25 protein-coding genes, 3 tRNA genes and 1 pseudogene are annotated in these 26,705 nt (G+C 38.6%); 23 read left to right on the forward strand and 6 right to left on the reverse strand.

Features of this window, described 5'->3' with window-relative positions:
* The first annotated feature begins 72 nt into the window (after positions 1-72).
* A complete protein-coding gene (locus tag C3945_RS07045) occupies positions 73-651 on the forward strand; it encodes a helix-turn-helix domain-containing protein (protein ID WP_161878994.1) in 579 nt (192 codons plus the stop codon).
* A pseudogene (locus C3945_RS07050) lies at positions 615-1,484 on the forward strand (IS3 family transposase); the annotation flags it as partial. The gene C3945_RS07045 and the pseudogene C3945_RS07050, both read left to right, overlap by 37 nt.
* A gap of 281 nt (positions 1,485-1,765) precedes the next feature.
* On the opposite strand, the gene C3945_RS07055 reads toward C3945_RS07050, so the two are convergent.
* Together C3945_RS07055 and C3945_RS07060 are read right to left on the reverse strand one after the other, a co-directional pair.
* Positions 1,766-3,130 (reverse strand): aldehyde dehydrogenase, encoded by a 1,365-nt coding sequence (locus tag C3945_RS07055; RefSeq protein WP_161878995.1) that lies wholly within the window; start codon positions 3,128-3,130, stop codon positions 1,766-1,768.
* Positions 3,131-3,205: 75 nt separating this feature from the next.
* The gene (locus C3945_RS07060; RefSeq protein WP_161878996.1) at positions 3,206-3,718 is read right to left on the reverse strand and encodes a hypothetical protein; all 513 of its coding nucleotides are present in this window, start codon (positions 3,716-3,718) and stop codon (positions 3,206-3,208) included.
* A gap of 259 nt (positions 3,719-3,977) precedes the next feature.
* On the opposite strand from C3945_RS07060, the gene murE reads away from it, so the two are divergent.
* Together murE and C3945_RS07070 are read left to right on the forward strand one after the other, a co-directional pair.
* The gene (gene murE / locus C3945_RS07065) at positions 3,978-5,510 is read left to right on the forward strand and encodes a UDP-N-acetylmuramyl-tripeptide synthetase (protein ID WP_161878997.1); all 1,533 of its coding nucleotides are present in this window, start codon (positions 3,978-3,980) and stop codon (positions 5,508-5,510) included.
* Between the two features lie 29 nt (positions 5,511-5,539).
* Entirely contained in the window at positions 5,540-6,586 is a 1,047-nt protein-coding gene (locus C3945_RS07070; RefSeq protein WP_161878998.1) for a lipid II:glycine glycyltransferase FemX, read from the forward strand.
* A 43-nt stretch (positions 6,587-6,629) separates the two neighbouring features.
* On the opposite strand, the gene C3945_RS07075 is transcribed toward C3945_RS07070, so the two are convergent.
* A complete protein-coding gene (locus C3945_RS07075) occupies positions 6,630-7,844 on the reverse strand; it encodes a carboxylate--amine ligase (RefSeq protein WP_161878999.1) in 1,215 nt (404 codons plus the stop codon).
* A 272-nt stretch (positions 7,845-8,116) separates the two neighbouring features.
* Between C3945_RS07075 and C3945_RS07080 the strand changes: the two genes are divergently transcribed.
* The 10 genes from C3945_RS07080 (at position 8,117) to C3945_RS07125 (ending at position 15,274) form a co-directional block, all read left to right on the forward strand.
* On the forward strand, positions 8,117-8,848 hold the full coding sequence (locus C3945_RS07080) for a TraX family protein (protein ID WP_161879000.1): 732 nt from the start codon (positions 8,117-8,119) through the stop codon (positions 8,846-8,848).
* 12 nt (positions 8,849-8,860) lie between these two features.
* Complete coding sequence (locus tag C3945_RS07085; protein WP_161879001.1) at positions 8,861-10,069, forward strand: M15 family metallopeptidase; 1,209 nt, start codon at positions 8,861-8,863, stop codon at positions 10,067-10,069.
* A gap of 93 nt (positions 10,070-10,162) precedes the next feature.
* Entirely contained in the window at positions 10,163-10,441 is a 279-nt protein-coding gene (locus tag C3945_RS07090) for a GNAT family N-acetyltransferase (protein WP_161879002.1), read from the forward strand.
* Between the two features lie 80 nt (positions 10,442-10,521).
* Positions 10,522-10,593 (forward strand) — tRNA-Glu (locus C3945_RS07095).
* 92 nt (positions 10,594-10,685) lie between these two features.
* Positions 10,686-10,766, forward strand: a tRNA-Tyr gene (locus tag C3945_RS07100).
* A gap of 6 nt (positions 10,767-10,772) precedes the next feature.
* Positions 10,773-10,844, forward strand: a tRNA-Gln gene (locus C3945_RS07105).
* Positions 10,845-11,098: 254 nt separating this feature from the next.
* Entirely contained in the window at positions 11,099-11,959 is an 861-nt protein-coding gene (gene cdaA, locus C3945_RS07110) for a diadenylate cyclase CdaA (protein WP_161879003.1), read from the forward strand.
* A complete protein-coding gene (locus C3945_RS07115; protein ID WP_161879004.1) occupies positions 11,956-13,029 on the forward strand; it encodes a CdaR family protein in 1,074 nt (357 codons plus the stop codon). Before cdaA ends, C3945_RS07115 begins: the two co-directional genes overlap by 4 nt.
* A gap of 19 nt (positions 13,030-13,048) precedes the next feature.
* Positions 13,049-14,401: a phosphoglucosamine mutase gene (gene glmM, locus C3945_RS07120; protein ID WP_161879005.1), complete on the forward strand. Its 1,353-nt coding sequence runs from the start codon at positions 13,049-13,051 to the stop codon at positions 14,399-14,401.
* Between the two features lie 93 nt (positions 14,402-14,494).
* A complete protein-coding gene (locus C3945_RS07125; protein ID WP_161879006.1) occupies positions 14,495-15,274 on the forward strand; it encodes a DUF975 family protein in 780 nt (259 codons plus the stop codon).
* A gap of 58 nt (positions 15,275-15,332) precedes the next feature.
* Here the strand turns inward: C3945_RS07125 and C3945_RS07130 are convergent, their stop codons facing one another.
* A complete protein-coding gene (locus tag C3945_RS07130) occupies positions 15,333-15,815 on the reverse strand; it encodes a DUF456 domain-containing protein (protein ID WP_161879007.1) in 483 nt (160 codons plus the stop codon).
* 446 nt (positions 15,816-16,261) lie between these two features.
* Between C3945_RS07130 and C3945_RS07135 the strand changes: the two genes are divergently transcribed.
* From C3945_RS07135 to C3945_RS07155, 5 genes are read left to right on the forward strand one after another with little or no spacing between them, the layout of a single operon-like run.
* The gene (locus C3945_RS07135; RefSeq protein ID WP_161879008.1) at positions 16,262-17,188 is read left to right on the forward strand and encodes a PLP-dependent cysteine synthase family protein; all 927 of its coding nucleotides are present in this window, start codon (positions 16,262-16,264) and stop codon (positions 17,186-17,188) included.
* On the forward strand, positions 17,188-18,327 hold the full coding sequence (locus tag C3945_RS07140; protein ID WP_161879009.1) for a trans-sulfuration enzyme family protein: 1,140 nt from the start codon (positions 17,188-17,190) through the stop codon (positions 18,325-18,327). The genes C3945_RS07135 and C3945_RS07140 overlap by 1 nt, the downstream gene beginning before the upstream one ends.
* Positions 18,328-18,350: 23 nt before the next feature.
* Positions 18,351-18,905 carry a serine O-acetyltransferase EpsC gene (epsC, locus tag C3945_RS07145; protein WP_161879010.1) on the forward strand — a complete coding sequence of 185 codons (555 nt, stop codon included), beginning with the start codon at positions 18,351-18,353 and terminating at the stop codon, positions 18,903-18,905.
* An 11-nt stretch (positions 18,906-18,916) separates the two neighbouring features.
* On the forward strand, positions 18,917-19,612 hold the full coding sequence (locus C3945_RS07150; RefSeq protein ID WP_161879011.1) for a class I SAM-dependent methyltransferase: 696 nt from the start codon (positions 18,917-18,919) through the stop codon (positions 19,610-19,612).
* Positions 19,602-20,078 (forward strand): S-ribosylhomocysteine lyase, encoded by a 477-nt coding sequence (locus C3945_RS07155; protein WP_161879012.1) that lies wholly within the window; start codon positions 19,602-19,604, stop codon positions 20,076-20,078. Before C3945_RS07150 ends, C3945_RS07155 begins: the two co-directional genes overlap by 11 nt.
* A gap of 84 nt (positions 20,079-20,162) precedes the next feature.
* Here C3945_RS07155 and C3945_RS07160 read toward each other — a convergent pair whose 3' ends face one another.
* The gene (locus C3945_RS07160) at positions 20,163-20,858 is read right to left on the reverse strand and encodes a zinc metallopeptidase (protein WP_161879035.1); all 696 of its coding nucleotides are present in this window, start codon (positions 20,856-20,858) and stop codon (positions 20,163-20,165) included.
* Positions 20,859-21,062: 204 nt separating this feature from the next.
* Positions 21,063-21,734: a DUF421 domain-containing protein gene (locus C3945_RS07165; protein ID WP_161879013.1), complete on the reverse strand. Its 672-nt coding sequence runs from the start codon at positions 21,732-21,734 to the stop codon at positions 21,063-21,065.
* A 167-nt stretch (positions 21,735-21,901) separates the two neighbouring features.
* Here C3945_RS07165 and C3945_RS07170 point away from each other — a divergent pair, with 167 nt between their 5' ends.
* The 4 genes from C3945_RS07170 to C3945_RS07185 are packed head-to-tail and all read left to right on the forward strand — an operon-like array spanning position 21,902 to position 26,682.
* Positions 21,902-23,077: a galactokinase gene (locus C3945_RS07170; RefSeq protein ID WP_161879014.1), complete on the forward strand. Its 1,176-nt coding sequence runs from the start codon at positions 21,902-21,904 to the stop codon at positions 23,075-23,077.
* 16 nt (positions 23,078-23,093) lie between these two features.
* Positions 23,094-24,581 (forward strand): UDP-glucose--hexose-1-phosphate uridylyltransferase, encoded by a 1,488-nt coding sequence (gene galT / locus C3945_RS07175; protein WP_161879036.1) that lies wholly within the window; start codon positions 23,094-23,096, stop codon positions 24,579-24,581.
* A gap of 31 nt (positions 24,582-24,612) precedes the next feature.
* A complete protein-coding gene (locus C3945_RS07180) occupies positions 24,613-25,659 on the forward strand; it encodes an aldose epimerase family protein (RefSeq protein ID WP_161879015.1) in 1,047 nt (348 codons plus the stop codon).
* Between the two features lie 33 nt (positions 25,660-25,692).
* Entirely contained in the window at positions 25,693-26,682 is a 990-nt protein-coding gene (locus tag C3945_RS07185) for a LacI family DNA-binding transcriptional regulator (protein ID WP_161879016.1), read from the forward strand.
* Positions 26,683-26,705 lie beyond the last annotated feature (23 nt).

The raw sequence follows: 26,705 nt of genomic DNA on the forward strand, positions 1-26,705 counted from the left end.
CTTGTACTAAAACGGATGGTCTGACCCCCAAAAGTTAGAGCTAAAAACTCAAATTATTTGGAGGAAGAATCAATGAAAAAATACACTTTTGAATACAAGCTTAAAGTGGTTAATGAGTATTTAAATGGCAATGAAACGTATGAAAGCTTAGCTGAGAAATACCAACTTTCTACGCCAACCAACGTCGTAACCTGGGTTCGCTTGTATAAGCAATTCGGGAAAGAAGGCCTCAAAGAAGCAGAGAAACAATCTGTCTTCCCTGTTCAATTCAAGCTAGATGTAATAAGATATAAAGAAAGAACAGGGCTCTCTTATCAAAAAACGGCCGATGCCTTTGGCATTCGATTTGGTACTACGGTTAGTGGCTGGTACAAAACAGTCCAGAGAGATGGTGTGGAGGCCCTGAAGGAAACGAGAGGACGTCCCCCTATGGCTGAGATCGAACGTCGAAAAAAAGAAAAAGAAAAGTTAAAAAAACGAAAGATCAAAGAATTTGATGCCAAGCGTTTAGCGGAACTAGAGCGTGAAAATGAACTTCTCCGTTTGGAGAACTCTTATTTAAAAAAGCTAGAGACTTTTCAGGACAAGCGCCTTCCAGAAAAGAACAAACAAAAGCGGCGTACAAACTTGTCCAGGAAGGATTTAAATTGAAAGACATATTCCTTGTCTTGAAATTACCCGAAGCCACTTATCACTATCATGTTAAGAAATTGAATCAGGAAGACCCTGATTTATTCTGGAAAGAAATAATTACTCAGATTTTTGAAGATAGAAAAGAAAGAGTAGGCTATAGAAGCATTCATGATATATTAACCGCTATGAGCCATAAAATTAATCATAAAAAAGTACAGCGGATCATGCAGGAATTAGGATTGAAATGTGTCAAATTTTCACGAAAAACTAGGAAATATAGTTCCTACAAAGGCACTGTTGGTAAGGTAGCCAAGAACCTTATAAACCGTAGGTTCACGACCTCTATACCTCTTCAGAAACTATTGACCGATATTACTGAGATGAAATGCAAGAATGGTAAGAAACTATATCTTAGTCCAATATTGGATTTGTACAATAAAGAAATTATATCGTTCAGTATCTCTGCTTCTCCAACAGTTAGCTTTGTAATGGAATCTCTTGATGACGCTATGACGATTATAAATAAGCATGCCAGTTACCGTACGACAATACACTCAGACCAAGGTTTTCATTATCAGAATAAAAAGTGGGTGAAGAGTTTGAAAGAGAATAAAGTCTTTCAAAGCATGTCCCGAAAAGGAAACTGTCTTGATAATGCACCAATGGAAAGTTTCTTCGGTATTATGAAACAGGAAATGTACTACGGTGAACCTTTAAAATCATTTGAAGAATTGAAAAAAGATATTGAAGACTACATCGACGACTATAATCACGTTCGATTGAAAAGAAAACTCGACCGTCAGTCGCCAGTAACCTTTAGAATAAATAAAGGACATTCACACGCTGCTTGATTAGCCGTCGGCTACTAGGAATAAATAAAGCAAAAACTCTAACTTATTGGGGTCACCCCAGGATTTGGATACAAGTTAAAATCGAATTTCACCATTAACTTGTATTAAAACGCATTTGGATACAACTTAAAAAGTAATTTTCCCAGCAACTTGTACTAAAACGGATTTGGATACAACTTAAAATGTAATTTACTAATTAAGTTGTATCCAACGCCACCAACATGTCATACTATTAAAAAACAGGAAGGCCTTAGTCAAAAGGCTTTCCTGTTTGTCTTTAATCACAAAATAGCTTTAATCACGTTCAGCAATCTGTCTTTATACGGGGCATATCGAATCGGCAAGTCAAAGCGCGTCGTTTTTTCAGAGACGCTCTTATAGTGAGAAAACGTGTCGAAACTGGCTTTTCCATGATAGCTGCCTGTACCGCTGGCGCCTACTCCACCGAATGGCATATTCACATTAGCGAAATGAATCATCGTATCGTTAATTGAACCACCGCCAAAGGACACGTTCTTCAAGACGAAATGTTTATAGTCTTCTGATTCGGTAAACAAATACAGTGCTAAAGGCTTCGGTTTCTCTTGTAAATATGAAACAACTTTTTCCATGGACTCATAGCTGATGATAGGGAGTAAAGGACCAAATATTTCTTCTTGCATGATGTCGCTGTCCATAGACGGTTCGTCGACAAGAGTGGGAGCAATCTTTCTCAAATCAGAATCAGATTGGCCACCGTGAATAATAAACTGATTAGTCATTAATTCATTGAGTCTGTTAAAATGTTTGTCATTGATGATACTCGGGTAATCCGTATTCGTCAACACTGACAACCCGTAAAATCGGTGTAAGACTTCTTTAATTAGTCGGATAAGCGTTGGCTTAACGGATTCGTGAACAAGAACATAGTCGGGGGCGATACACGTTTGACCAGCATTCAAAAATTTCCCCCAGACAATGCGAGCGGCTGCCTTAACCAAGTCAGCGTCTTCTGCGACAATACACGGGCTTTTACCTCCAAGCTCTAACGTAACTGGCGTTAAAGTCTCGCTAGCTGTTTTCATGACTTGGCGTCCGACTTCGGTACTCCCAGTAAAGAAACAGTGGTCGAATCCTAGAGAAATTAATTCTTGAGTGACATCTGCTTCACCTTCAACGACTCGGACATAGTCAGATCTAAACGTATTAGAAAGCAAGTCATTCAATAAGCGAGACGTGTGAGAACTGACTTCGGAAGGTTTCAACACCACACAATTTCCTGCTGCAATAGCACCAGCTAACGGACTCAATGCCAACACAACTGGGTAATTCCATGGCGATATAATCAGCACACTTCCCAAAGGTTCGCTAAACACATGGCTTTTAGCATAAAAATGGGTCAAAGGCGTTCGGACACGTTTAGGCTTCATCAACTGTTTCAAATTTTTCAGCAAGTAGTCGATTTCATCATAGGTCATTTGAATTTCAGATAAGTACGTTTCAAATGGTGGCTTCTTGAAGTCAGCTTCTAAGGCTTTGTAAATCCGGTCTTCATTACGTTTAATCATGTGACGCAGTTGCAACAATTGAAATCGGCGAAAAGCATAATCGCGTGTTGTTCCTGTATTAAAAAACTGGCGTTGGTCGTTAATAGATAAACTTTTCATACAAGGTTTTCGTCCTTTCTAACACCATGAAGATATGACCATTTTCTAAATAGGTTATGATGGTCTTTTTTCAGATTAATACGTCTCTTCTTGTTCGTAAATGAGTGCACCTTCTGAATCATTTGCTTTCATACGGTAACGTCTTAGTTTGTTTTCCAAGACTTTATATTCCTTTGAATCCGTTCCAAAGTGGCCCATAATCCAGTAAAATAGAGAATCCATTATATGAATACCACCTCTGGATCCAAGTTCGAATCCTAGTAAATCCTGTTCTGTTAAAACGGATTGAACCAGTTTTTTGCGTTTTTCTTTGTATAGAGGGTCAATGAAGATATAAGTGGCGTAATCATTGATGGCATCGATGAACTCTTGGTCATTTGAGACTTTAACCACTGTTTGACGCTCTTCTAGAGTTAAAAGGTCCAACAAGATAAGACTTCTCTCTTTGTTAATCGCTTTAGACAAGCTTTTCAAAAAGTCGTTAGAGTAGTGAATGACGGATTTTTGAGAAAGAGTGTGTTTATCCTTTTCTTCAACATCTTGCAAAGACAGATTAAATTGATCTAAATATAATCGCAAAGTGTCCATCGTCAACATCCTTTTCTTAATTATGATAGTTTAATTATACAGGAAGTCACCTAAAGATACATATTGGAATAGTAAACTATACTATAAATAGGTCTTAAGAAGTATAAAGTATCCCTTTCGTTTCAATGGCAACAAAGGTGTCGAAAGACTGTGACAAATGAGGTGGAGTTGTCACCAGTGATTATGATAAAATAGATATGTTAAAGTATACGTGTAAGACGAATGGAATAAGTTGTGAACTATGGAATGAGGGAAAGCTATGTATTCACTGTCAGTTAAAGAAGTTCAGGAGATTGTTTTTAACCATAATCTACTTAGAGAAGTGGTTGAAGGCAATGAGTGGTATTTTCGTTTGGAAGATCCTAACGTATTGGACCAGTCATTCACTACCTTGACTTATAATTCAAAAGAGACGAACGCGTCTACTCTCTTTTTTTGTAAGGGACAGGCTTTTGAGAGAACCTACCTGGAAGAAGCTGTCAACAGAGGTGTGACCTATTATATTTCTGAAGAATTATATGATATTCCCAATACAGTTGGTATTATCGTCTCAGATATACGCAAAGCGATGGCTTTAGTGGCCCGAGCATTTTATGATTTTCCTGAAAAGAAAATCAAAATGATAGGGATCACTGGAACAAAAGGAAAGACGACAACAACTTTTTTAACTCATTATATTATGAACCAAAAGAGCCCTGAAAAAACGGCTGTGATTTCAACTATAGGAAACAAATTAGATGGTCAACACTGGCTGAAGTCAACATTAACAACGCCTGAATCACTCGATTTATTTCAACTGATAGCACAAGCAGTTGAAAACCAAATGGAGTATTTGGTAATGGAAGTTTCTAGCCAAGCCTTCAGATTGGACCGGGTGTATGGGCTGACGTTTGATATTGGAGTTTTTCTTAATATATCTCCTGATCATATCGGACCTAATGAACACCCCCATATGGAAGACTACTTTTACTGTAAGCGTCAATTGATTAGCGTGTGTAAAATAGCTGTTGTGAATGATACATCAGAACACTCGTCGCTTTTATTAAAACAAGCTGACTATTACAGCGACAGCCTTGTCACGTACAGTATGGACGGACTAGAATCCGACTACACGGTTAAACGCTTAGTTGATAATCCACATGCATTTAGCGTTGTATCAAGAGTAGAAGACGAATTGGACATAGAAGATGATTATACGATTATGATTCCAGGAAACTTCAATAAAGAAAATGCTCTATGCGCTATGATTATCAGCCGAATGTTAGGAGCGTCAAAGGACAATATAAAAAGAGGATTAGAATCAGCTGTTGTCCCGGGAAGAATGGAATATTTTGCTATGAATGAGGACACACATATTTATGTTGATTTTGCTCACAATTATATTAGCTTAAAAAGTGTACTTGATTTTGCTCAAGGTGAACATCCAAATCATCATTTAACCGTTGTACTTGGAGCCCCTGGAGGAAAGGGCCACTCTAGACGCCAAAACTTTGGTGAGTTATTGTCACTTTACGAGGGCACTGTTGTCTTGACGGCAGATGATCCAAACACTGAGGATCCTCGAGACATATCTAGAGAAATTGCTCAACATATAACGGGGAATATGTCTGTAAGAATGATTGATGATAGACAAGAAGCAATAGAATGGGCTCTCTCTCAGGCAGGAAATAAAGGCACGGTCGTTATCGCTGGAAAGGGTAACGATGAGTATATGATTCTTAACAATAAAAAGGAAGCCTATATTGGGGACCCTGCGATTGTTGAAGCATTTATTAAGAACAATAGAGAATAAAATCAAGTGATGGAGGAATTTAACTTAACATGCCTATACTAGACCGAGACAACGAAGCTCAAGTTGGAAAGTACGAGTCTTTCGTTAGGAATCATCCCAATAAGTCTATTATGCAAGATCCGGCTTGGTCCCATATAAAAAATGACTGGGGTTCGGAATATGTTTATTTAGAAAATGAGAATGGAGAAATTTACGCTGCAATCTCAATATTGATTAGAAAAATCAAGGGTGGATTATCCTTGTTTTACGCTCCTAGAGGCCCTCTTTGTGATATAGATGACCTGGATGTTGTGAAGGCATTGATAGAAGAAGTTCGTCCGTTAGCTAAGAAGTATCATGCCTTTGCTTTAAGAATGGATCCTGAAATAAGGTACTCAAAAGAATTAAATGATTTGTACGTGAACGGTGGCTTTACAGTCAAAAATCGAAACGTAGACTTCAATGACTTAATTCAACCTAGAAACAATATGATTCTTTACCTTGAAGATCACGACGAAGAGAGCATAATGAGTAAATTTCAGCCTAGAAATCGAAACAAAGTAAGGAGTGCAGGTCGTAAAGGCGTTTACACGACATGGGACCGTACAGATGACTATGTAAAACAGTTCTTTGAGGGTTATAAATTTATGGCTGGTCGAAATGAAATTACCTATAGAAACATTGACTACTTCTATCGTTTGCGAGATGCGTACGGGGACCGATTGAGAATTTATTTAGCTCATCACGAAGATGATGTGTTAGCGGGAGCGGTAACCATTAATTATTACGGAAAAGTCTATTATTTATACGGTGGAAGCAATAATACAAAAAGGAATAAAAACCCGAATCAAAAGATGCAGTACGATATGATCAGCTGGGGAATTGAAGAAGGGGCTGAGCAATATGATTTTGGCGGAGTCATTGATATGAGTGAAGACGACGGCTTATACAAGTTCAAAAAAACATTTTGCTATGAAGATGACGTCACAGAATACATTGGTGAAATTGATTATGTTTTCAACAAAACTGTTTATACCTTGTTCGAAAAATTAGTACCGAACATTAGAAAAATGAAGAAAAAATTTAGACGTAATTAAAACAACACCTCTTTGAGCCTTTAGGTATCAAAGAGGTGTTATTTTAGTTTTTATACTTATTGTAGTAGTTTAATCGGCGCAAGTGCATTTTCAAATTCCTTTTATGACCTTTGTCTTCTTTAGAGATTAACGGATTACCCGTTCTTTTTCGTTTGATTAAATCCTTAATCTCTTGTTTTAACTGTTCATCATCAACGAATTTTTTGACAGCAAAATTAGGCAGAACGGAGTAAAGGAAGTCTGCATTGAGCAAGGTCAATGGTTTCTCTTTTTGGTAGATTAGATCATCAACAATGTATTCTGATAGGTGGTGTCCAAGGTAAGAGATATAAGAACTCGACCGCCCCTGACGGATGTTAACTTCAAAGACTTTCAATGTATTATCTCTTGGGTCTAATTTTATATCAAAGTTCGCATAACCAGTATAACCAGCTTGTTCAAGGAATCGAGCTAACTTTGTCATTACTACTTTATCATAGCGAACCATTAGAGCGGTGTAAGCTCCGACTAAATGAGATTCGCGCTCCTGAAGGAGAACCTGCGCGAGTGTGATTAACTGGCCTTTTCCTTTTTGGTTTCCGTAATAAACAGCATCCCACATATTGGAATCATCACCAGGAATATACTCTTGAAGAATTAGCTCATCTTCATACCCACCGTCCACAATATCTCGAATCGCTTTTTCCAATTCGTGTTGATTATTCAGAAAATACAGCTTGTGAACAGCATGTAATCCTTTTTCTTGGTACTCCACGACATTACTTGGCTTAACCACCATTGGAAAAGTAAAATCTGTCGGTATAGGTTGAGCATGTTTACAATTGTAGAATGTCGTTTTTGGAATGTCGATGTCGTGCTGCTCGCAAAATTCATAAAAATTCTTTTTAAAGAAAAGAGTATCTCTAAGGTCTGGAGAGATATAATTATGAAGGTAATAATCACTCAAAAAGTCTTGGTGATCAATAATTAAATTAACATAAATATCGTTCGTTCCGATTAAAAGCAAATGGTCATATGTGTTAGAGTAAAGCTTGGCAGTATCTGCTAAAACGCGTTTGAAGAGTGTAGGGTCAGCCAGGTTATCATTATAGTGAATGCGCTGAATAAGCGTACTTCCTTCAGTGAAGCGCATAGGAATTTTTCCTATTAAAACAGATTTCACACCGTACCTTTCATAAAAAGAACTGGCCATGGTATAGGCATTTAAATCGGTGCCTATAATAACTGGCAAAAAAGAAGGTTCAGTTTTAGTTGACATGTTTTAGACTCCTTATTGGGTTATTGTAAATGATGATTAGAGACGTCAGTCAGACAACAAAGTAAATACTATCTAATCCACACGTGTATAACGTATAATAAAAACAAACAATTTGCAACTTGATAACTATTAATAGATTGTCAACCTATGGCACTACTTCATGGGCCCTTGTTTTTATCGGTAATTGATATTAGAATCTAACTTAGATTAGCTGGGAGTTTCAAATAGGTAACTTAAACATGTGACTTGAATTGAAGGAATGAGGAAGAATAATGATTAAGGAAAAACAGTTGTCTTACGAAAGAGCCGGAATAAGTGTCCATGCACTGAAAATGATAGCTATTACTGCGATGTTTCTGGATCATATCTCTTATTTGCTTATCCCCTCTGATACGCCTATGAATTGGGGGGTTCATTTTATCGGAAGAATTGCGGCACCCGTGATGTGTTACTTAATAGCCGAAGGACATCACCATACATCAAATAAAAAGAGATACTTAGGTCGTTTATTACTGTTTGCCTTAATATCCCATGCGCCGTATGTCATTTATTTTGATTTGCCATTTTTCGGAGCGACAAGTATCATTTGGTCTCTATCAATGGGATTGGTAGCGTTGATGGGAGCCAGTTCAAAGCGTCTGCCTCTATGGGTAAAAATCGGCTGGGTCTTATTTTGTTGCCTGTTAGCCTACAATGCTAACTGGAATTATCTTGGGGTGTTATGGATCGTATGGTTCGGTTTAACTAGACATAACTTCCGTCTTCAAATGACTGGATATACCCTTATTGGGCTAATCCTTTATGTTGGTCAAGGACTAATAAGGGTAGGCCCCCATGTTACCTATAGATTTGGCTTTCTATTGCCTATAGTCTTATTTTACTTTCACAATGGTAAACTAGGAACAAAAACAAAATTATCTAAGTGGTCATTTTATATATTCTATCCATTGCATTTAATTGTATTATATTTACTGAAAATATGGGTTTTTAATGGCTTTATTTAAAAGGAGAATGACATGAATGTAAAAAAACTAAGTTTAATCATACTGCCCATTTTACTCTTATTAGGGGGACTCATTTGGTGGAATCTCTCCAGCGATGACAGTGGAAGTGAGACGGGGGACGATTGGGAAGACACTTTAGATGAGATGATATCTAACAGGAACGAGAATGCTGATGAACAATCGGATGAAACCGATAGACAAGACCAGGCGAGGCAAGGGAGCGGGCCCTTTTTAAATGAGGGAGAGTTCGAATTACCGATTGAAGGTGCAGCAGGATACAGTTCTGTAAGCCAGAAACTACATACCCACCCCTATGAACAAGCACCTGTTGAAGCAGTACTGATATCTGGAACGCCTTTTGAAATACTGTCTGAAGATGGTAACTGGTGGGAAGTTCGAACAGCAAATGCAAGGGGATGGATTGAACACAAAAGTGCCTTTATCAATTTGCCGGATATCATGCCGTCAATTATCTATGACAATACCAACAGCTACTCCTCATTATTTAAGTCATCGTCTCAAGATATACCAGAGTTGACAGGCGAGGCTTTATATGAAGCGGTTGACTATAATGAAAGGTTGGAAGAAGAAGCATTTATCATGCCAGTGTTGTATTCAACAGCCAAGAAGATTAGTGTGGCTCAAAGACTCGCATTAACCAATGGAGAGGCCTTAAAGCTTTATGAAACATACCGGCCATTTGATGTCCAAGTTCTGGTAGGTGAGTCCCTAACAGCCCTTGCAGAAGAAGATGAGGAGATTGAAAAAAACTTAAATAGCGCACCGTGGACGTTAGCTTGGTTTATCGTCGTAAATGATGTATCCAATCACCAAAGAGGAGCTGCCATTGACATGAGCCTAGTCAAGGTTGAGACAATGGAGCATAAAGTAATCGGTGACTATATTACACTAAATGTAAGTGAATACGTTGAGTACGATATGCAGACACCCATGCACGAATTGAGTGTAGATTCCGTCATCTATCAAAGTCCGTTTTCCTCAAGCTCCCAAACGGCTTGGTTGGAGCATGAATTAGTTGATGAAATGACGGAAGGCTCCATACGACTGCAAGGCTATGCAACGGAAGCTGGGCTCACGCCTATCGCCTCCGAATGGTGGCATTTTAACGACTTGGATGCCGTTGAAGAATTAGGAGAAGAAGCCGGTACAGGTGATTTTCATTTGACCGAAACGTTAAATAGTCAACCTACATTAGATTAGAAAATAAAGTGGTCATTGAAATCACTGTTAAAGAAAAAATGAACAGGTCGTGCTATGATGAGATAAGAATCTAAAGAAGAAGGGATGATGGAAATGGAATTTGTAAAAGGAACAAATCGTTTTTACAAAGAAGAAGACGGGAAACTGCTAGCTGAAGTGACATTTGTTGACCAAGGAGACGTTGTTGCCATCGATCACACCTTCGTTGATCCTTCACTTAGAGGGCAAGGGATTGCTGAGAAACTGGTTGACCGAGTGGTTGAAGAGATGGAAAAAGAGAACAAAAAAATTGTACCTGTGTGCCCGTATGTTGTTACTTTATTCGATAGAAAAGCCGATAAATATGGGCATATTCATGCGGATAATAATTAACTAATGAAAAACAGAAAAGTGGTTGACTTTAACTGAATTTCATTATAGAATATATCTTGTGCTTAAAAAGCGCAAGGTAAGGCCCCTTGGTCAAGCGGTTAAGACACCGCCCTTTCACGGCGGTAACACGGGTTCGAATCCCGTAGGGGTCATGACTGTTACACCAGTTGACATGTTTAGTAAATAGATTAAAATCTATAACTTAAATAGAGTAATAGAGTTCAACCGGTTAAGTCTTTAATATGGAGGGATAGCGAAGTGGCCAAACGCGCCGGACTGTAAATCCGTTCCTTCGGGTTCGCAGGTTCGAATCCTGCTCCCTCCACTTCATTGGGCTATAGCCAAGCGGTAAGGCAACGGGTTTTGGTCTCGTCATTCCTAGGTTCGAATCCTAGTAGCCCAGTATTAAAAAAGCTGCACAACAGTTAAGTTCTGTTGTGCAGCTTTTTTCGTATGTATTAAAGAGGGGAAATTAGCTAGTGAGTTGATGAAAGATGAGAACTTAAAAGGCTTATGCCAGGTTAGCGAGCTTTGTCATGGAGTCAGTAACATGTAAAAAAACCATGTATATTTCTTTACATTTTTAATTCCAGGGTTATTGGAACCGTCTTATGTGTTATACTACAAGGAGTATTTGTAGATTGTGGAGGTGGCAGCATGCCATTAGATTTCCTTACCAATTTTGATTGGTCAAGGCTTTGGGCCTGGAGAACGGCCATTAATATTATCGATGTTTTAATTGTTGCATTTTTCATGTATCAGTTGATGAGGATTGTTCGAGGCACCCGGGCTGTTGAACTGTTAAAGGGTATTGGGGTCATTCTGATACTAAAAACGATCAGTATGCTGTTCGAATTACATACGACTGAATTTGTCGTTGACTTCGTTATTCAATGGTCAGCTTTGGCTTTAATCATCATCTTCCAACCCGAATTGAGAAGAGGATTAGAACACCTTGGGAGAGGGTATCTCTTTGGAAGAAAACGCAAATCTAACCCTAGTGAACTTATTGTCGATCATTTATCTCATGCACTGCAGTACATGAGTAAACGACGGATTGGGGCGTTGATTTCTATAGAAATGGATACAGGTTTGGATGAATACATCCAAACAGGCATACCCATAAATGGAAATCTATCTTCTGAATTGTTAATCAACATTTTTATTCCTAACACGCCTTTACATGATGGCGCAGTTATCATTAAAGATTTCGAAGTAGCCTCTGCAGCAAGCTACCTTCCTCTTTCAGAAAGTCCAGCTATACCTAAAAAGTTAGGGACCAGACACAGAGCAGCTATTGGGTTGTCTGAAGCTTCAGACGCTATTACCCTTGTAGTATCTGAAGAAACGGGCGAAATCAGTATTTCGCGTCGTGGAAATCTAATTACCGATATGTCCAATGAAGAAGTGGTTGAGTATCTGAATAAAGAATTGGTAGAAACAACTAAGGAAAAAGAAAAACAAACATTCTTTCAACACGTTTCTGAAGCTATCCGGAAAGGAGTGTCGAACAAGTGAAATTCAATATGGATAATCCATGGATTATCAGACTGATTGCTCTGCTATTATCTGTCATATTGTTTTCTTTTGTGTCGCTTGAAAATCAGTCGCGCATCCGTTCGACTAACCCAACCGATGGGGCGAGCATTACCAGCTCGGAAGTTGTCACTAATTTACCAATTGATATTAATATTGACCGAGACAATTATTTTGTATCAGGTATTCCTGAAACAGCCACTATACGTTTGGAAGGACCACAAGCCGTATTAACACAAACATTAGCTACTCAAAGTTATAATATTGTCACACCGGATTTAAACGAACTTGGACCTGGTAGGCATACCATACCGCTTGAAGCGGAGGGGTTGAGTAGTCAGTTGAGTTATAGTATTATGCCAGCGGAAGTAACGGTCGACATTGAAGAAAAAATAGTAGAAGAGCATGACGTTCGCGTAGAATTTAATGAGTCAGCTCATTTAGAAGATGGCTATACTGCCGGAGAGCCTCTGTTATCTAACGAAGTTGTTACTATATCTGGAGCAGCCTCAACGATGGACATGATCAGTGATGTAATGGTTATTGTTATGCCTGAGAGTAGCGACATAGTAAGTGATATTGAAATGACCTTAAATGTGTTAGTCGTTGATGAGGCAGGAGAACCATTAAATGTAAATATTTCCCCTCAGCAAATTGATGTCCTTATACCTGTCGAGGGAACACAGCGCACTCTGCCAATTGTATTAGAGCAAGTAGGTACGCCAAGGGAAGGGTACGAATACACACTTGAGTTGGCCCAAGGTGAACCAGAGAATGTTATCATTACTGGAGAATCGGATGCCATAGAAGCATTTACCAATTTCTCTGTTCAAGTAGATATATCTGGGATAACCGAGTCAACGATTCGTACAGTACCAATTGTGTTACCAGACGGTGTGTCAGAAAGTGATCCGGAAGAGATAGATGTTCTAATAAGGGTTCGTCAATTAAGTAATGGAGAAGAAGATTTATTGGATCCAGGCGATGGCAGTGCAAATGAAGATAAAGACGAAGATGATGAAGTGGTTAACAACATGAGTGACCAAAACTAAGAAACGAGGGACAGTTAATATGGGAAATTATTTTGGGACAGATGGGGTAAGAGGCGTAGCCAACAAAGAACTTACACCCGAGTTAGCATTTAAATTAGGCCGTTTTGGAGGGTATGTTCTGGCAAGTCATGCAGAAACTGACCATCCAAGAGTATTGGTAGGAAAAGACACACGTATATCGGGTGGTATGTTAGAGTATGCTCTTATTGCCGGCTTATTATCAGCAGGAGTAGAAGTGTTAAGACTCGGAGTCATTACTACTCCAGGAGTTTCCTTCTTGACTCGCCAGCAAAATGCGACAGCAGGCATTATGATTTCTGCTTCTCATAACCCGGTTGAAGATAACGGGATTAAATTTTTCGGTTCAGATGGGTTTAAATTATCTGATGATCAAGAAGCTGAGATAGAAGAACTATTGGATGCAAAAGAAGATAATCTTCCACGCCCAAGTTCGACTGGATTAGGTACATCAGAAGAATACAAAGAAGGTATACTTAAATATATCCAATTCTTAACTCAAACCATTTCAGGGGACTTGTCAGGTTTGCAAGTAGCACTTGATGGAGCAAACGGCGCAGCTAGTCCGATTATTAACCGATTGTTTGCAGATTTAGATACGGAATTTGATGTGACAGGCGCTTCACCGAATGGATTAAATATTAATGATGGGGTAGGAAGTACACACCCAGAACATCTTGCTAAATTCGTAAAAGAAAAAGGAGCAGACGTCGGTTTGTCTTTTGATGGTGACGGAGACCGCCTCATTGCTGTAGACGAATTAGGAAATATTGTAGATGGCGATAAGATTCTTTATATTTGCGGTAAGTATATGCATGATGAAGGCCGCTTGAAGAAGAATACGATTGTGTCAACTGTTATGAGTAATATTGGGTTTTATAAAGCGCTGGAAAAACATGGCTTAGATTCTGTGAAGACAGCTGTCGGAGACCGTTACGTGATGGAAGAAATGGTTAAAAATGGTTACAATTTAGGTGGAGAACAATCTGGACATGTTATCTTTTTAGATTATCATACAACTGGAGATGGCCTATTAACAGGTATTCAGCTATTAAATGTAATGAAACAAACAGGTAAAAAATTATCTGAACTAGCTGAAGAAGTAACAACCTTCCCACAAAAATTGGTCAATATTCCAGTGACTGATAAGCATAATGTCATGTCTAACGATGCGATCAGCCAAGTAATTAGAGAAGTTGAAAATGAAATGGGCGATAATGGTCGAGTATTAGTTAGACCTAGTGGAACAGAGTCCTTGTTACGTATTATGGCAGAGGCTCCTACGCATCAAGAAGTCAACGAATACGTGGAACGCATTGCTTCAGTAGTACGTGAAGAATTGGGTTCTGAATAACATAAACAGTAAAAAATAGAAGAATAACAGTTAAAAGCTACAAATATCATAAAATGGATGTTTGTAGCTTTTTCTTTAGAACGGAGGAAAAGCATGTACTCACCACACTATTATCCCTCTAGCGCGGAGATTAGAAGAGAAGCCAGTTTGCAGATGAAAGGGAGAGAGCTAAAGGTTGTTATCCTATATTTTGTACCTGTTTTAATATCTGTCCTGATTACAGGCACAGCTGTAGGGTTTGGCTGGACAACACTGATGAGACCAGCTGAAAATGGCACACAAGTGAATCTCATTGTTGATTTTTTTAATAATTACCTGACCATTGGTGTTGCTTTTGCACTACTTGATATGATTCGTTACCCCTCATATGAGATACGTCCATTAAAAGACGCTTTTCAGATTTTTACGAAGACGTATTTTATCCCCATACTCATTATTCAACTCGTTCAAGGATTATTTATTTTCTTATGGTCCTTACTGTTATTGATTCCAGGTATTATTAAGGGTTACGCCTATTCTCAAGCTTTCTATATATATAAAGATAATCTGGAAAGAAACCCAAGCGAGTACTTGAGTGCTGTGGACTGTATTACAGAAAGTAGGCAGTTAATGGATGGTCATAAATTTAGATTATTCCAATTACATTTGAGTTTTATTGGCTGGTACCTTCTTGAAGTGGTTACGTTTGGGGTAGCGTCTATCTTCGTCAGACCATATATTGCTACGGCAGAAGCAGTATTTTATGATAATTTAATTGCTAATAACCAACCATTTAATGAAAGAGAGAGCATGAAAAAGACCTTCAATCAGTATTCTTCTTACTTAGAATCTGAGTTAGAGGCAGAAGATGACGACGAGTTTGCTGATTTCTAAACTTAAAAAGGTCTCTCTTTCGTAAAAAAAGAGAGACCTTTTAGTCTGTTAAATTAAATTAAAACCAAATAGTCAAAAAGAACCAGGCAATCATGATGAATTGCAATAATCCTTCAGCTAGTCGACCGCTTAAGAAACCGATTAAGGTGCCAATGGCAGCTTTCAACGCATCAGGAAATGATTTCTGTTGCCAATATTCGACGATGATAACCACGACAAATGGTAAGAGCAATATACCGAAAGGGGGGTACACAAACGTACCGACAATAATAGAGAGGGTAGCTGCTCTCTCGCCCCACTTACTTCCTCCAAATTGCTTGACTGCTAAAGATCCAGTGAATAAATCCGCTAGAAGTAAAACAATGGTGATAAGGCCCATAGAGACCCAAAAAAAGGTTGACAATTCAGTTGAATTAATTAAAAAGTGATAAATTAAAAAGCCGCCCCATACTGCCAGTACAGAAGGCAACACAGGGTAAATTAAAGCTACAAAACTGGTGATGAATAAAGCAATAACTACAATCCACCATAGTATATCCATATTATATCCTCCCATTCCAATCTAACCTTTCTTCATTCAGTATACTAGAGACAGATTTACTTTTACAAAGAATAGGCAATCTAAATAATAAACAGTGGTCTGTAGTATGTAAGTAGTTCAAATAGGGCTATCTTCAATTCGTAGTTTGACAATGTCTTAATATCATGCTAAACTCAACCTAATTTATTGCGCAGAGAAGAACGAAAGAGGAGTGTTATAATCGTGTATAAAATGACGTTTGAGGAGCAGATTGACTGTTGCTGTACACCGTGTATAGCTTATTTCCCATGCTCTCAAATTGTTCTTAACGATTAAATCTTTTCTTTAGCATTGCCCTTCACTTGGAGGCCTAACTAAGCAAAGATGAGAACAAGCGCATGAGGAGTTATCCTCATGTGCTTTTTTTAACTAAAAGAGCTGATAGTCCATACTTAAAGGAGAACCACATGATTATACATTCTGTCTCAGAATTAATTGGGCACACGCCTATGATGGAGATTCATGGTTACGCTTTACCTAAAGGAACTCGTATCCTAGCAAAACTTGAACAGTTTAATCCAGGCGGTAGTATCAAAGACCGGTTAGGTATAAAGTTGTTAGAAAGTGCCTTGAAAGAAGGTAAAATAAATCACCAGACAACAATTATAGAACCAACGGCAGGAAATACAGGGATAGGGCTTGGACTAGCGGCCTTAACCTATGGGATGCCTACTCTATTTGTGGTACCGGAAAAATTTAGTGTTGAAAAACAAGAGCTAATGAGAGCGCTTGGGGCTCAAATCATTCATACTAAAACTGATGAGGGTATAACAGGAGCAATAGAAAAAGCGAAGAGCCTTCAAGCGGATATGGATAATGCTTACGTACCATTACAGTTTGAGAACCCAGCCAACCCTCTAACATACTATGAGACGATGGGACCAGAAATCTTGTCTGATTTAGAAGGGGTTAACCCTTCAGCTGTCGTTGTAGGTGCAGGTAGCGGTGGAACCTTTAGTGGCCTGTCACGCTATTTCAAAGAGCAGTCCAAAAATATTAGAATGGCAGTTGTTGAACCAGTTGGTTCGATTATTGGTGGCGGAAAACCGGGTCCACATGAAACAGAAGGAATTGGAATGGAATTCATCCCAGATTTTATGAAAAATGAAGTGATGGATGCTGTGTATACGATCAGCGATGAGGAAGCATTTTACTATACAAAAGAACTTGCCAGACGTAACGGCTTATTTGTTGGAAGTTCCAGTGGTGCGGCTTTTGCCGGAGCAGTGAAAGAGGCTGAAGTATTGCCACCAGGAAGCACGATTGTCACCATTTTTCCAGATGGAAGTGAACGGTACTTATCTAAACATATTTACAGAGGAGAAAAAGATTAATGAAAAAACAAACAACTTACATTCACGGTGGAATCAGTCATGACGAAGCGACCGGTTCTGTTAATGTACCGATTCACCACACAACCACTTATAAACAAGACAAAGTTGGGGTACATAAAGGCTATGAGTATTCACGTACAGGAAACCCAACCCGTGCGGCATTAGAGCAATTGATTGCCGATATGGAAGGTGGTGTACGTGGCTTTGCTTTTGCATCTGGATCAGCGGGAACTCACACTATTTTCTCTTTGTTTTCTAAAGGAGATCACGTTATTGTTGGGGATGATGTATATGGTGGAACGTACCGATTAATCAATAAAGTATTAAAACGATTGGGATTAACATTCACAGTTGTAGATACAAGTGTAGCCAATGATGTCAAAAAAGCAATTCGTCCTGAAACAAAGGCACTATTTTTAGAAACACCCACAAATCCATTATTAAAGATTACAGATATAAAGACAGTGGCGGCATTAGTTAAAGAAAGAGAGATACTGACTATTGTTGATAATACCTTTGCAACACCCCATCATCAACAACCATTACACTTGGGGGCAGATATCGTTTTACACAGTGCGTCCAAGTACTTAGGCGGTCATAGTGATGTCGTAGCCGGTTTGGTCACGACAACTAGCGAAACTGTGGCAGACGACTTAGCTTTCTTACAAAATGCAATTGGTGGGGTTCTTGGACCAATGGATAGCTGGCTCGTCCAACGCGGGATAAAAACTCTGGGGATACGTATGGACGCTCATGAAAGAAATGCCAAGCAAATTGTGGATTATTTAGTCAATCACGAATTGATTGAAAAAGTGTATTACCCTGGTCTTATAGATCACCCTGGACACGAGATTGCAAAAGAACAAATGACAGGCTTTGGTGGAATGGTATCATTTGAGTTGAAGGAAGGCTTGTCGGGAAAAGCCTTTGTTGAGAGCTTGGAATTAATTACATTAGCTGAAAGCTTAGGTGCAGTTGAGAGTCTAATTGAAATACCAGCACTAATGACGCACGGTTCAATCACTCCCGAAGATCGGTTGAAAACGGGAATCAAAGATGAATTAGTACGCTTATCTGTAGGAATAGAAGATATAGACGATTTAATTGAGGATCTTAACAGAGGTTTTGATCAGTTGTAATGAAGAGGGTAAAGGAGATAGACATGAAGGCCTTTAAGACGTTGATGGAGACCTATAAGAAAAATGACCCGTCAGTCGGCAGCTCGGCTGAAATAATCTTAACATCACCAGGAATTTGGGCGTTATTCTTTCATCGAGTGTCCCATTTTTTATATAATAAGAATATCAAACTCATTGCGCGCATGCTTTCGATGTTTGCAAGATGGCTTACAGGAATTGAAATTCATCCAGGAGCGACTATCGGTCAACGATTATTTATTGATCATGGTATGGGTATTGTTATTGGTGAAACCGCAGAAATCGGAAATGACGTGCTTATCTTTCATGGGGTTACCCTTGGAGGGCGAGGGGATGAAGAAGGGAAGCGGCATCCGACAATTGAAGACGGTGTTTTGCTATCAGCCCATGTGCAAGTCATAGGGAATATTAGAATTGGAAAGCGCGCAAAAATTGGTGCTAGTGCGGTTGTGTTACAGGATATTCCTGAGGGCGTCACAGCTGTAGGCATACCTGCAAAAGTAGTCAAATCAAAAGAAGAGAATATGAGGCAGTGGACAGCAGATCACTATGTAATCTAAAGGAGTAAAGTATGGGACGAGAATTTATAGAGGCCTTTACTGGCTGGGCAAAGAATTATGACGCGTCAGTTAAGAGAAACGAAGAAGAGTATATAGAAGTATTTGCAGGTTATGAAGAAATTTTGACTGAAATTGTTAATAGAAGCGGGCAATCTATTTTGGAGTTTGGAATAGGTGCAGGGAATTTGACAGAAAAATTGCTTGCAGCAGGGAAAGATGTTTTTGCAGTTGAACCTTCTGAAGACAGTCGTAAATTGTCTAGAAAAAAATTGCCAGGTAATTTTAGAATACACGATGGCGAGATAGAAGATTTTCCAGTCCCTTCCAAGCCAGTAGATACAATTGTCAGCTCTTACGTTTTCCACCACTTAAATGATGAAGAAAAAAGCGAAGCTATGCAATTCTACGCTGACCAACTTCCAACAGGAGGGAAAATTGTTTTCGCAGATACGATTTTCGTTTCCCAACAGGTTTATGATAATGTGATTAAAGAGGCTGAGATTAAAGGTTATCACGAATTAGCTGAAGATTTAAAAACAGAGCATTACCCCTTACTCGATACAGTGCACGAAGCGTTAAACAGAGCCGGCTTTTCACATTTATCCTTTACACAAATGAATGAGTTTTTATGGGTGTTTGAAGGAACGAAAGTAGAGACAAGCGACAAGTCGAACCCTATAAAGGAGATGTTATTTGATGGCAAGTAAAAAAATGAACGTTGAAAGTTTTAATTTAGACCACACTAAAGTTAAAGCACCCTACGTTAGAGTAGCTGATCGAAAAGAAGGAATCAATGGAGACATCATTGTTAAATATGATGTGCGTTTTTCTCAACCAAACAAAGAACATATGGATACTATGGCGATTCATTCTTTAGAGCATTTAACAGCAGAACACATTCGGAATCATGCAGATTATATTGTGGATTTTGGACCAATGGGCTGCCAAACTGGTTTTTATTTAACGGTTATTAATCATGACAATTACGATGAAATATTAACTGTACTAGAACGAACCATGGAGGATGTCCTTGAAGCAGATGAAGTACCAGCAAGTAATGAAAAACAATGTGGATGGGCAGCCCATCATACATTAGAAGGCGCTAAAGAAGTTGCTCAAAGATTTTTATCTAAACGAGATGAATGGCATATTGTATTTGCTGAAGAAGCGTAAAGAAAACGAATGAGAAAACTCCCTTCAGAGCTATAAGAGAAAATCTTTCTCTTAGGCTATGAAGGGAGTTTTTGGGTTCATTCATTATCTTCTACGTCTACCGCCACCAAAGAGGAGGAACAGACGTAAGACACTCAAGAACGACGCGATAGCAGCAGTCACATACGTTAAGGCTGCAGCATTCAACACCTTTTTAGCTTGAGGCAATTCCTCTTGGGTTAGCAAGTTTTGCTCTTCTAAAACACGAATCGCTCGTCTTGATGCATCGAATTCAACCGGTAATGTAACCAGTTGAAACAGTAAAGTTAATGAGAATAACAGTAAACCAATGTTTATTAATATGTCGCTTCCGCCCATGAATAACCCTAATAGCAAGATAGGGAAAGCAGCGGTCTGCCCGAAATTAGTCACAGGAACTAGAGCGGATCTTAAGCGTAAAGGCCCGTAATTGTCTCGGTCTTGCATGGCATGGCCAGCTTCGTGTGCCGCTACACCGATTGCAGCTACTGAAGTTGAATTACGTGTCGTATCTGATAAACGCAAGACATTGTCTTGAGAATTGTAATGGTCTGTTAAGTTACCACGAATACCCTCTAATCGAACATTTTGAAGTTGTGATACATTTAATATTTCACGACAAACATCAGATGCAGTGTAGCCTCGTTTACTTTTAACACCACTGTATTTACTATAAGTTGATTGCACATACATGCTCGCAAAGCCGGAAATCGCTAAACCAATGAAAATTAAAATGATGGTTGGATCCCAATAAAAAGGCATGAAAGGCATAAAGAAGACCTCCTAGTTTTTCAGAATATAATAGTAGATTAATTATCTAACTACTATTAATTATAACACAAAGGCGAACGCTTTTTCTGTTTCGAGTTTAAAATTAATGTGAGTACTTTATGAACAAGCTAAGAAAAAGCTAAGAAAAAGCTAGTCATTGAGGAAGTGACGAGTCTAGATGACGTTAAAGAGGTACTAGCCATCAACGCAGATAAAGTGTCCTTTCGTTTCATCATATGTTTGAATATAAAAACCAAATTCTGGACTCCACTCCCCATAATAGATATCTTTCACATTAGTGAAACCAAGTTCATTTAAAGATTGAAAGAGCAATTTTTCGTCTTTTTTTAAGGTTTCTAATACTTTATCTTCAATAATTCCTTCATCAATTAAAAAATAGGTTAAGGAATCATCAACGTCTCGATGAGTTAATAGAGTTGCTTGCCCGTCAACTTCAAGGATAAGCTGTTTTACTCTTTTCATTGAAAAACAGTCGTTTTTTCGTATTAATGTACGTAATTGCTCTAATTCAATATTATTTCTTTCTAATTCAAAGCGGTTAAGCTTACCATCGTTTATAAGAAGAGCGGGTCTTCCTTTTAACAAATGTCTGAAATGGTCGCCTTTCACAGTTAACTTTTCTATAAAAAAGATTAAGAGGCCCCAGACTAAAAATCCCCACAGAGCGTAGGTAATAGGGCGATAGGGTTCATAGATAACTTGTTCTAGGATACCTCCAATCACCATAATGAAGACTAAATCAAAGGGAGTCAAATCCGACAGAGTTTTCTTCCCTGTTGCTCTTAAAAGAATAAGCATGCCCACCATCCCTAAAGATAAATCTACTAGGGTCTTCCAATAAATCATCCTAATCTCCTCATTCTAATTCAAGTATGTGTCATAACTGTAATCTATTATTTTAAAGATTGCTACTTATGAGAACTCGTTTTACTATATATTCACTAAACTTTTACTTGTCTCTTTTTATTAAAGGGTTTACAATGATAGTGAAGATGGTTTGAGGAGTGGATAAAATGGATAGGCACCAATTGATGAAAGAATTCGAAACGTGCTTTGGTTATAAAGGGGAGAGAGTTTTTTTCTCTCCAGGAAGAATTAATCTGATAGGTGAACACACGGACTATAATGGAGGGAAAGTATTTCCTTGTGCGATTGATAAAGGAACCTACGGCGTGGTGAAAAAGCGTCAGGATAAAGAGGTACATGCTTTCTCTGGTAATTTTCCAGAAGTAGGCACGTTAAGTTTTAGCATCGAGAGTATTGAATACGATAAGGCGGATAGTTGGAGCAATTATTTAAAGGGGATGATTAAGTATATTCAAGACGAATACGGGATTTTACCCAACGGTTTTGATGTATACATCTACGGAACCATTCCCAATGGGGCTTCTTTATCGTCGTCAGCATCCCTAGAGTTGTTGATTGGAGTAATTATCCGTGAGCTGTTTAATCTTGATTTGCCTCAACTGGACATTGTAAAATTAGGAATGAAAACAGAAAATGAATTTTTAGGTTTAAATTCAGGTATTTTAGATCAATTTGCTATTGGCATGGCTAAAAAAAGCTATGCAGTTTTACTGGATACCAATACATTGATATATGAATATGTTCCACTTGTATTGCCTAATCATAAGATTCTTATAATGAACTCCATGACTCGTCGTGAACTAGTGGATTCAGAATACAATACTAGACGAAGACAGTGTGAAGAAGCTTTAGAAAGACTGCAAACCACTTTGAATGTTACCTCTCTAGGCGAAGTGTCAATCGAAGATTTTGAAGAACATAAAGCGGTCATTGAGGATAAGGTTCTCATCCGTCGGGCGAGACATGCTGTTTATGAGTCAGACCGCACGGAACGGGCAGCTGAAGCTTTGAAGCAAGGAGAATTAGAGCAGTTTGGCCGATATATGAATGAATCTCATGTGTCTTTGCATGATGACTATGAGGTAACGATTGAAGCAACCGATTTACTGCCTCGTTTAGCATGGGAACAAGATGGAGTAGTGGGGGCTCGCATGACAGGCGGTGGTTTTGGTGGATGCTGTATCGCTATTGTTGAGCAGGATGCAGTAGAACCAGTCATTGATTACATTGCAACAGGATTTAAAGAGAAAATGGGATATAATGCAGAGTTTTACATTGTTGAGACAGCTGACGGAACAAAGGAATGGGTAAATAATGACTAATGATATAACTGCACACTTGACTATCGATCAAATCATCATCGATTTTGTCGAATGGAGCATAGAAGAAAAGCTAGTTGATTCACTGGACCGTATGTACACATTAAATCGACTGTTAATGCTATTAAAAAAAGATAGTATCAATGGCGGTATTCCGACAACAGGAAAGAAAAAGGGGCTTCAATTATTAGATCAGTTAATCAATTATGCTGTTGAGGAAGGGGTTATTGAGGATTTAATCTCTCAACGAGATCAACTAGAGGCTCAACTAATGGATGTGGTTACCCCTAGGCCTTCAGAAATAAATGCCCGTTTTTGGAAAAAATATGAGCAGTCTCCTAAAGATGCTACCGATACTTTTTTTACTATGAGTCAGAAAAATAATTATATTAAGACAAGGGAAATCAGCAAAAACATTGGATACAAGCACTTAACTGAGTATGGAGAATTGGAAATCACCATTAATTTGTCCAAGCCTGAGAAAGACCCCAAAGAAATCATGTTAGCTAAGGACCAAGGTACAAAGGTTCATTATCCCTCTTGTTTATTATGTATGGAAAATGAAGGGTATAAGGGTCATGTAACCCACCCAGGTAGAGCGAATCACCGAATCATTCGAATGACTGTCAGCGGTGAGGAATGGGGATTTCAGTATTCACCTTACGCTTACTATAATGAACATGCGATTTTTCTATCCAGTGAACACCGTAAAATGGATGTGGGCTTACCAGCAATTAAAAACTTATTGGATATATTGACGACCCTACCTCATTATTTTGTTGGTTCGAATGCTGGTTTACCCATTGTAGGAGGATCTATTTTATCGCATGACCACTATCAGGGAGGACGTCATAGGTTCCCATTAGAAGTGTCCGACATAGAGTTTGCCTTTGACTTGCCAGGCGTAAGGAATGTAAAAGCTGGGATTGTCAAATGGCCGATGTCAGTTGTTAGAATAGAAAGCACAAACAAAGAAGAACTAATCAAAGCGGCTGATTTAATAATGACAAGATGGTCTAGTTATAATGATAAAGCAGCTAATATTCATTCAGAAACAAAAGGGACACCTCATAATGCCATCACCCCAATAGCCAGACGGAAAGGGGAAGCCTTCGTTCTTGACATGGTTCTTAGAAACAACCGAACGTCATCAGAATGGCCAGACGGTATATTTCATCCTCACCCCAATGTTCAGCATATTAAAAAAGAGAACATTGGTTTAATTGAAGTGATGGGGTTAGCTATTTTGCCTCCAAGGTTAAAAGAAGAATTGGAAGGTGTAAGAAGGTATCTAACAGGAAAAGAAGATCATGTTCCTACCATGCATAAAGACTGGGCTCATGAATTAAAAGCAAATCAGCTAATCAATGAAGATAATGTATGTGAGATCGTCGATAAAGCAGTAGGTGACGTATTCTTGCAGGTCTTAAAGGATGCAGGGGTATTTAAGCGAAACGAGGAGGGCAAAGAAGCCTTTGAACGTTTTATTGATTATCTATGTGAGTAAACTATAAAAAACACAAACAGGAGGCAATACGATGGAATTGACAACAAGCGTATTTGGGAAAGTTAATGGTGTAGAGGTTAATGAATATACGTTAACCAATAGCAAAGGGGTATCTCTGAGCGCTATTCCTTATGGAGCAACTTTGACTAAATTAGTCACACCAGACAAAAATGGGAACAAAGCGACTATTACTGTGAATGCAGATAATTTAGATGATATCGTAGCTAATCGTCCATTTTACGGGGCGACTATTGGAAGAGTAGCAGGTCGCATAGCCAAAGGACAATTCAGTTTAAGTGGCAAAGACTACCAAGTGGATATCAATGAAGGAGATAATATGCTTCATGGTGGTCCAGAAGGCCTAGATACCAAATTATGGACTGTTGATGTCGAGACAGCTAAAAATGAGGGAAAGTTAGTCTTTACTTATTTGAGCCCAGACGGGGAAAATAATTTCCCAGGAAACTTATCTTTGAAAACAACGTTTACTTTAACAGAAGATAATGAATGGATTATCGATTATGAGGCAACAACAGATCAAACAACTTTATACAACCCTACGAATCATGTCTACTTCAATTTAACAGGAGATGTAAAACAATCGATTGCTAATCACCGTATGAAGTTAAAAAGCAAGTATTATGCCACGCTTTTAGATGATAACTTACCAACAGGCGATTTAGTTAAATCAGAAGGCACACCATTTGATTTCTCAACATACAAATCATTGAGTGAAGCGATTCATTCAGATGATTCAGAAATCAAACGATTGAATGGGTTAGACCATCCATTTGTCTTAGAACAAGACGAAGGTGTTAAAGGTAGTGTCTATGATCCTGAAAGTGGCAGAGAAGTATTCTTTGACACAGATTGCAATAGCGTGGTCATATTTACGCATAATGGTGAAGTGGATTCAATGGAAATTGATGGGGAATCTATTCGAGAGCATGCAGGCATTACTTTGGAAACGCAGACTCTTCCTGATGCAGTGAATCAACCTGGTTTTGGAAATATCGTCTTACAGCCAGGGGAAACTTTCCGTTCAACAACAACCTATACGTTCGGAATTAAAGAGTAAACAGCTAACAATCCCACTAAGAGGAGTGAGGGAATGGCAACATTAAAAGACATTGCAGAAAAAGCAAATGTATCTGTAACAACAGTCTCCCGTGTATTAAACGATGACCCGACACTTTCTGTGGGGGAAAAAACAAAAAAAAATATATTAGAAGCAGCAGAAGAGCTAGCGTATACGTCTCAGAAAAATCGTGGTAAAAAAGCCAAAGGAACGATTGCTATTGTCAATTGGTACACTGAACAAGAAGAATTAAACGATAGTTACTATTTATCCATTCGAATGAGTGCGGAAAAGGAAGCAGAAGCCTTAGGATACGCCTTTAAACGATTCTACCAACAGGATGATCTTTCATTCGGAGCTTCTCTCTCAGGTATACTAGCTATTGGCAAGTATAGCGAGCAACAAATCGAGGGGTTAAAAAGTAAACAGGTTCCACTGTGCTTTGTCGATAGCCATCCAAAAAGTGAAGTTGATTCTGTTGTTGTCGATTTTCAATCAGCGATGAAACGGACCATATCTTACATGTTGAGAAGAGGCCATACTCGTATTGGTTTTATTGGAGGTGAAGAATCTTACACGGACGGCTCAGGATCTTGGACGGATCCTCGAGAACAAATCGTTAAAGATTTTCTCAGACAAAAAAACTTATATCAGCCAAGCTATTTCTTTACTGGAGCTTTCAGAGTAGAAGATGGTAAAAAGAATATGCTGAAAGCCTTAGATACGATTGAGAAAGATCGTCGTCCGACAGTATTTATAGCCGCTAATGATGCGATTGCTATTGGTTGCTTGAAAGCACTCTACGAAAGAGGCATTAAAGTACCCGAAGATATGAGTATCATAGGGTTTAACGATAGTTTAATGGCGAAATATATCACACCAGCCCTGACAACTGTTAAAGTCTATACTGAGGAAATGGGAAAGACTGGCATACGTTTGTTAAATGAACGAATTGAAGAAAATCGAGAAGGTTCGAAAACAGTTATAGTATCCACTAAGCTGGTTGAAAGAGAGAGCAGCTAGCAAAGGAAATCATGTAGCTGATA

Source organism: Alkalibacterium sp. MB6, assembly GCF_009935905.1.
Lineage (GTDB): Bacteria > Bacillota > Bacilli > Lactobacillales > Carnobacteriaceae_A > Alkalibacterium.

What these genes read in the sequence shown, in the direction of transcription:
- C3945_RS07180 (WP_161879015.1), top strand. Translation starts at nt 24,613, where the DNA reads ATGGAATTGACAACAAGCGTATTTGGGAAAGTTAATGGTGTAGAGGTT.
- C3945_RS07090 (WP_161879002.1), top strand. Translation starts at nt 10,163, where the DNA reads ATGGAATTTGTAAAAGGAACAAATCGTTTTTACAAAGAAGAAGACGGG.
- C3945_RS07185 (WP_161879016.1), top strand. Translation starts at nt 25,693, where the DNA reads ATGGCAACATTAAAAGACATTGCAGAAAAAGCAAATGTATCTGTAACA.
- C3945_RS07080 (WP_161879000.1), top strand. Translation starts at nt 8,117, where the DNA reads ATGATTAAGGAAAAACAGTTGTCTTACGAAAGAGCCGGAATAAGTGTC.
- C3945_RS07160 (WP_161879035.1), bottom strand. Translation starts at nt 20,858, where the DNA reads ATGCCTTTTTATTGGGATCCAACCATCATTTTAATTTTCATTGGTTTA.
- C3945_RS07125 (WP_161879006.1), top strand. Translation starts at nt 14,495, where the DNA reads ATGTACTCACCACACTATTATCCCTCTAGCGCGGAGATTAGAAGAGAA.
- C3945_RS07085 (WP_161879001.1), top strand. Translation starts at nt 8,861, where the DNA reads ATGAATGTAAAAAAACTAAGTTTAATCATACTGCCCATTTTACTCTTA.
- C3945_RS07170 (WP_161879014.1), top strand. Translation starts at nt 21,902, where the DNA reads ATGGATAGGCACCAATTGATGAAAGAATTCGAAACGTGCTTTGGTTAT.
- C3945_RS07155 (WP_161879012.1), top strand. Translation starts at nt 19,602, where the DNA reads ATGGCAAGTAAAAAAATGAACGTTGAAAGTTTTAATTTAGACCACACT.
- C3945_RS07140 (WP_161879009.1), top strand. Translation starts at nt 17,188, where the DNA reads ATGAAAAAACAAACAACTTACATTCACGGTGGAATCAGTCATGACGAA.
- C3945_RS07135 (WP_161879008.1), top strand. Translation starts at nt 16,262, where the DNA reads ATGATTATACATTCTGTCTCAGAATTAATTGGGCACACGCCTATGATG.
- C3945_RS07150 (WP_161879011.1), top strand. Translation starts at nt 18,917, where the DNA reads ATGGGACGAGAATTTATAGAGGCCTTTACTGGCTGGGCAAAGAATTAT.
- C3945_RS07130 (WP_161879007.1), bottom strand. Translation starts at nt 15,815, where the DNA reads ATGGATATACTATGGTGGATTGTAGTTATTGCTTTATTCATCACCAGT.
- C3945_RS07075 (WP_161878999.1), bottom strand. Translation starts at nt 7,844, where the DNA reads ATGTCAACTAAAACTGAACCTTCTTTTTTGCCAGTTATTATAGGCACC.
- murE (WP_161878997.1), top strand. Translation starts at nt 3,978, where the DNA reads ATGTATTCACTGTCAGTTAAAGAAGTTCAGGAGATTGTTTTTAACCAT.
- C3945_RS07055 (WP_161878995.1), bottom strand. Translation starts at nt 3,130, where the DNA reads ATGAAAAGTTTATCTATTAACGACCAACGCCAGTTTTTTAATACAGGA.
- glmM (WP_161879005.1), top strand. Translation starts at nt 13,049, where the DNA reads ATGGGAAATTATTTTGGGACAGATGGGGTAAGAGGCGTAGCCAACAAA.
- epsC (WP_161879010.1), top strand. Translation starts at nt 18,351, where the DNA reads ATGAAGGCCTTTAAGACGTTGATGGAGACCTATAAGAAAAATGACCCG.
- C3945_RS07070 (WP_161878998.1), top strand. Translation starts at nt 5,540, where the DNA reads ATGCCTATACTAGACCGAGACAACGAAGCTCAAGTTGGAAAGTACGAG.
- C3945_RS07165 (WP_161879013.1), bottom strand. Translation starts at nt 21,734, where the DNA reads ATGATTTATTGGAAGACCCTAGTAGATTTATCTTTAGGGATGGTGGGC.
- cdaA (WP_161879003.1), top strand. Translation starts at nt 11,099, where the DNA reads ATGCCATTAGATTTCCTTACCAATTTTGATTGGTCAAGGCTTTGGGCC.
- C3945_RS07060 (WP_161878996.1), bottom strand. Translation starts at nt 3,718, where the DNA reads ATGGACACTTTGCGATTATATTTAGATCAATTTAATCTGTCTTTGCAA.
- C3945_RS07045 (WP_161878994.1), top strand. Translation starts at nt 73, where the DNA reads ATGAAAAAATACACTTTTGAATACAAGCTTAAAGTGGTTAATGAGTAT.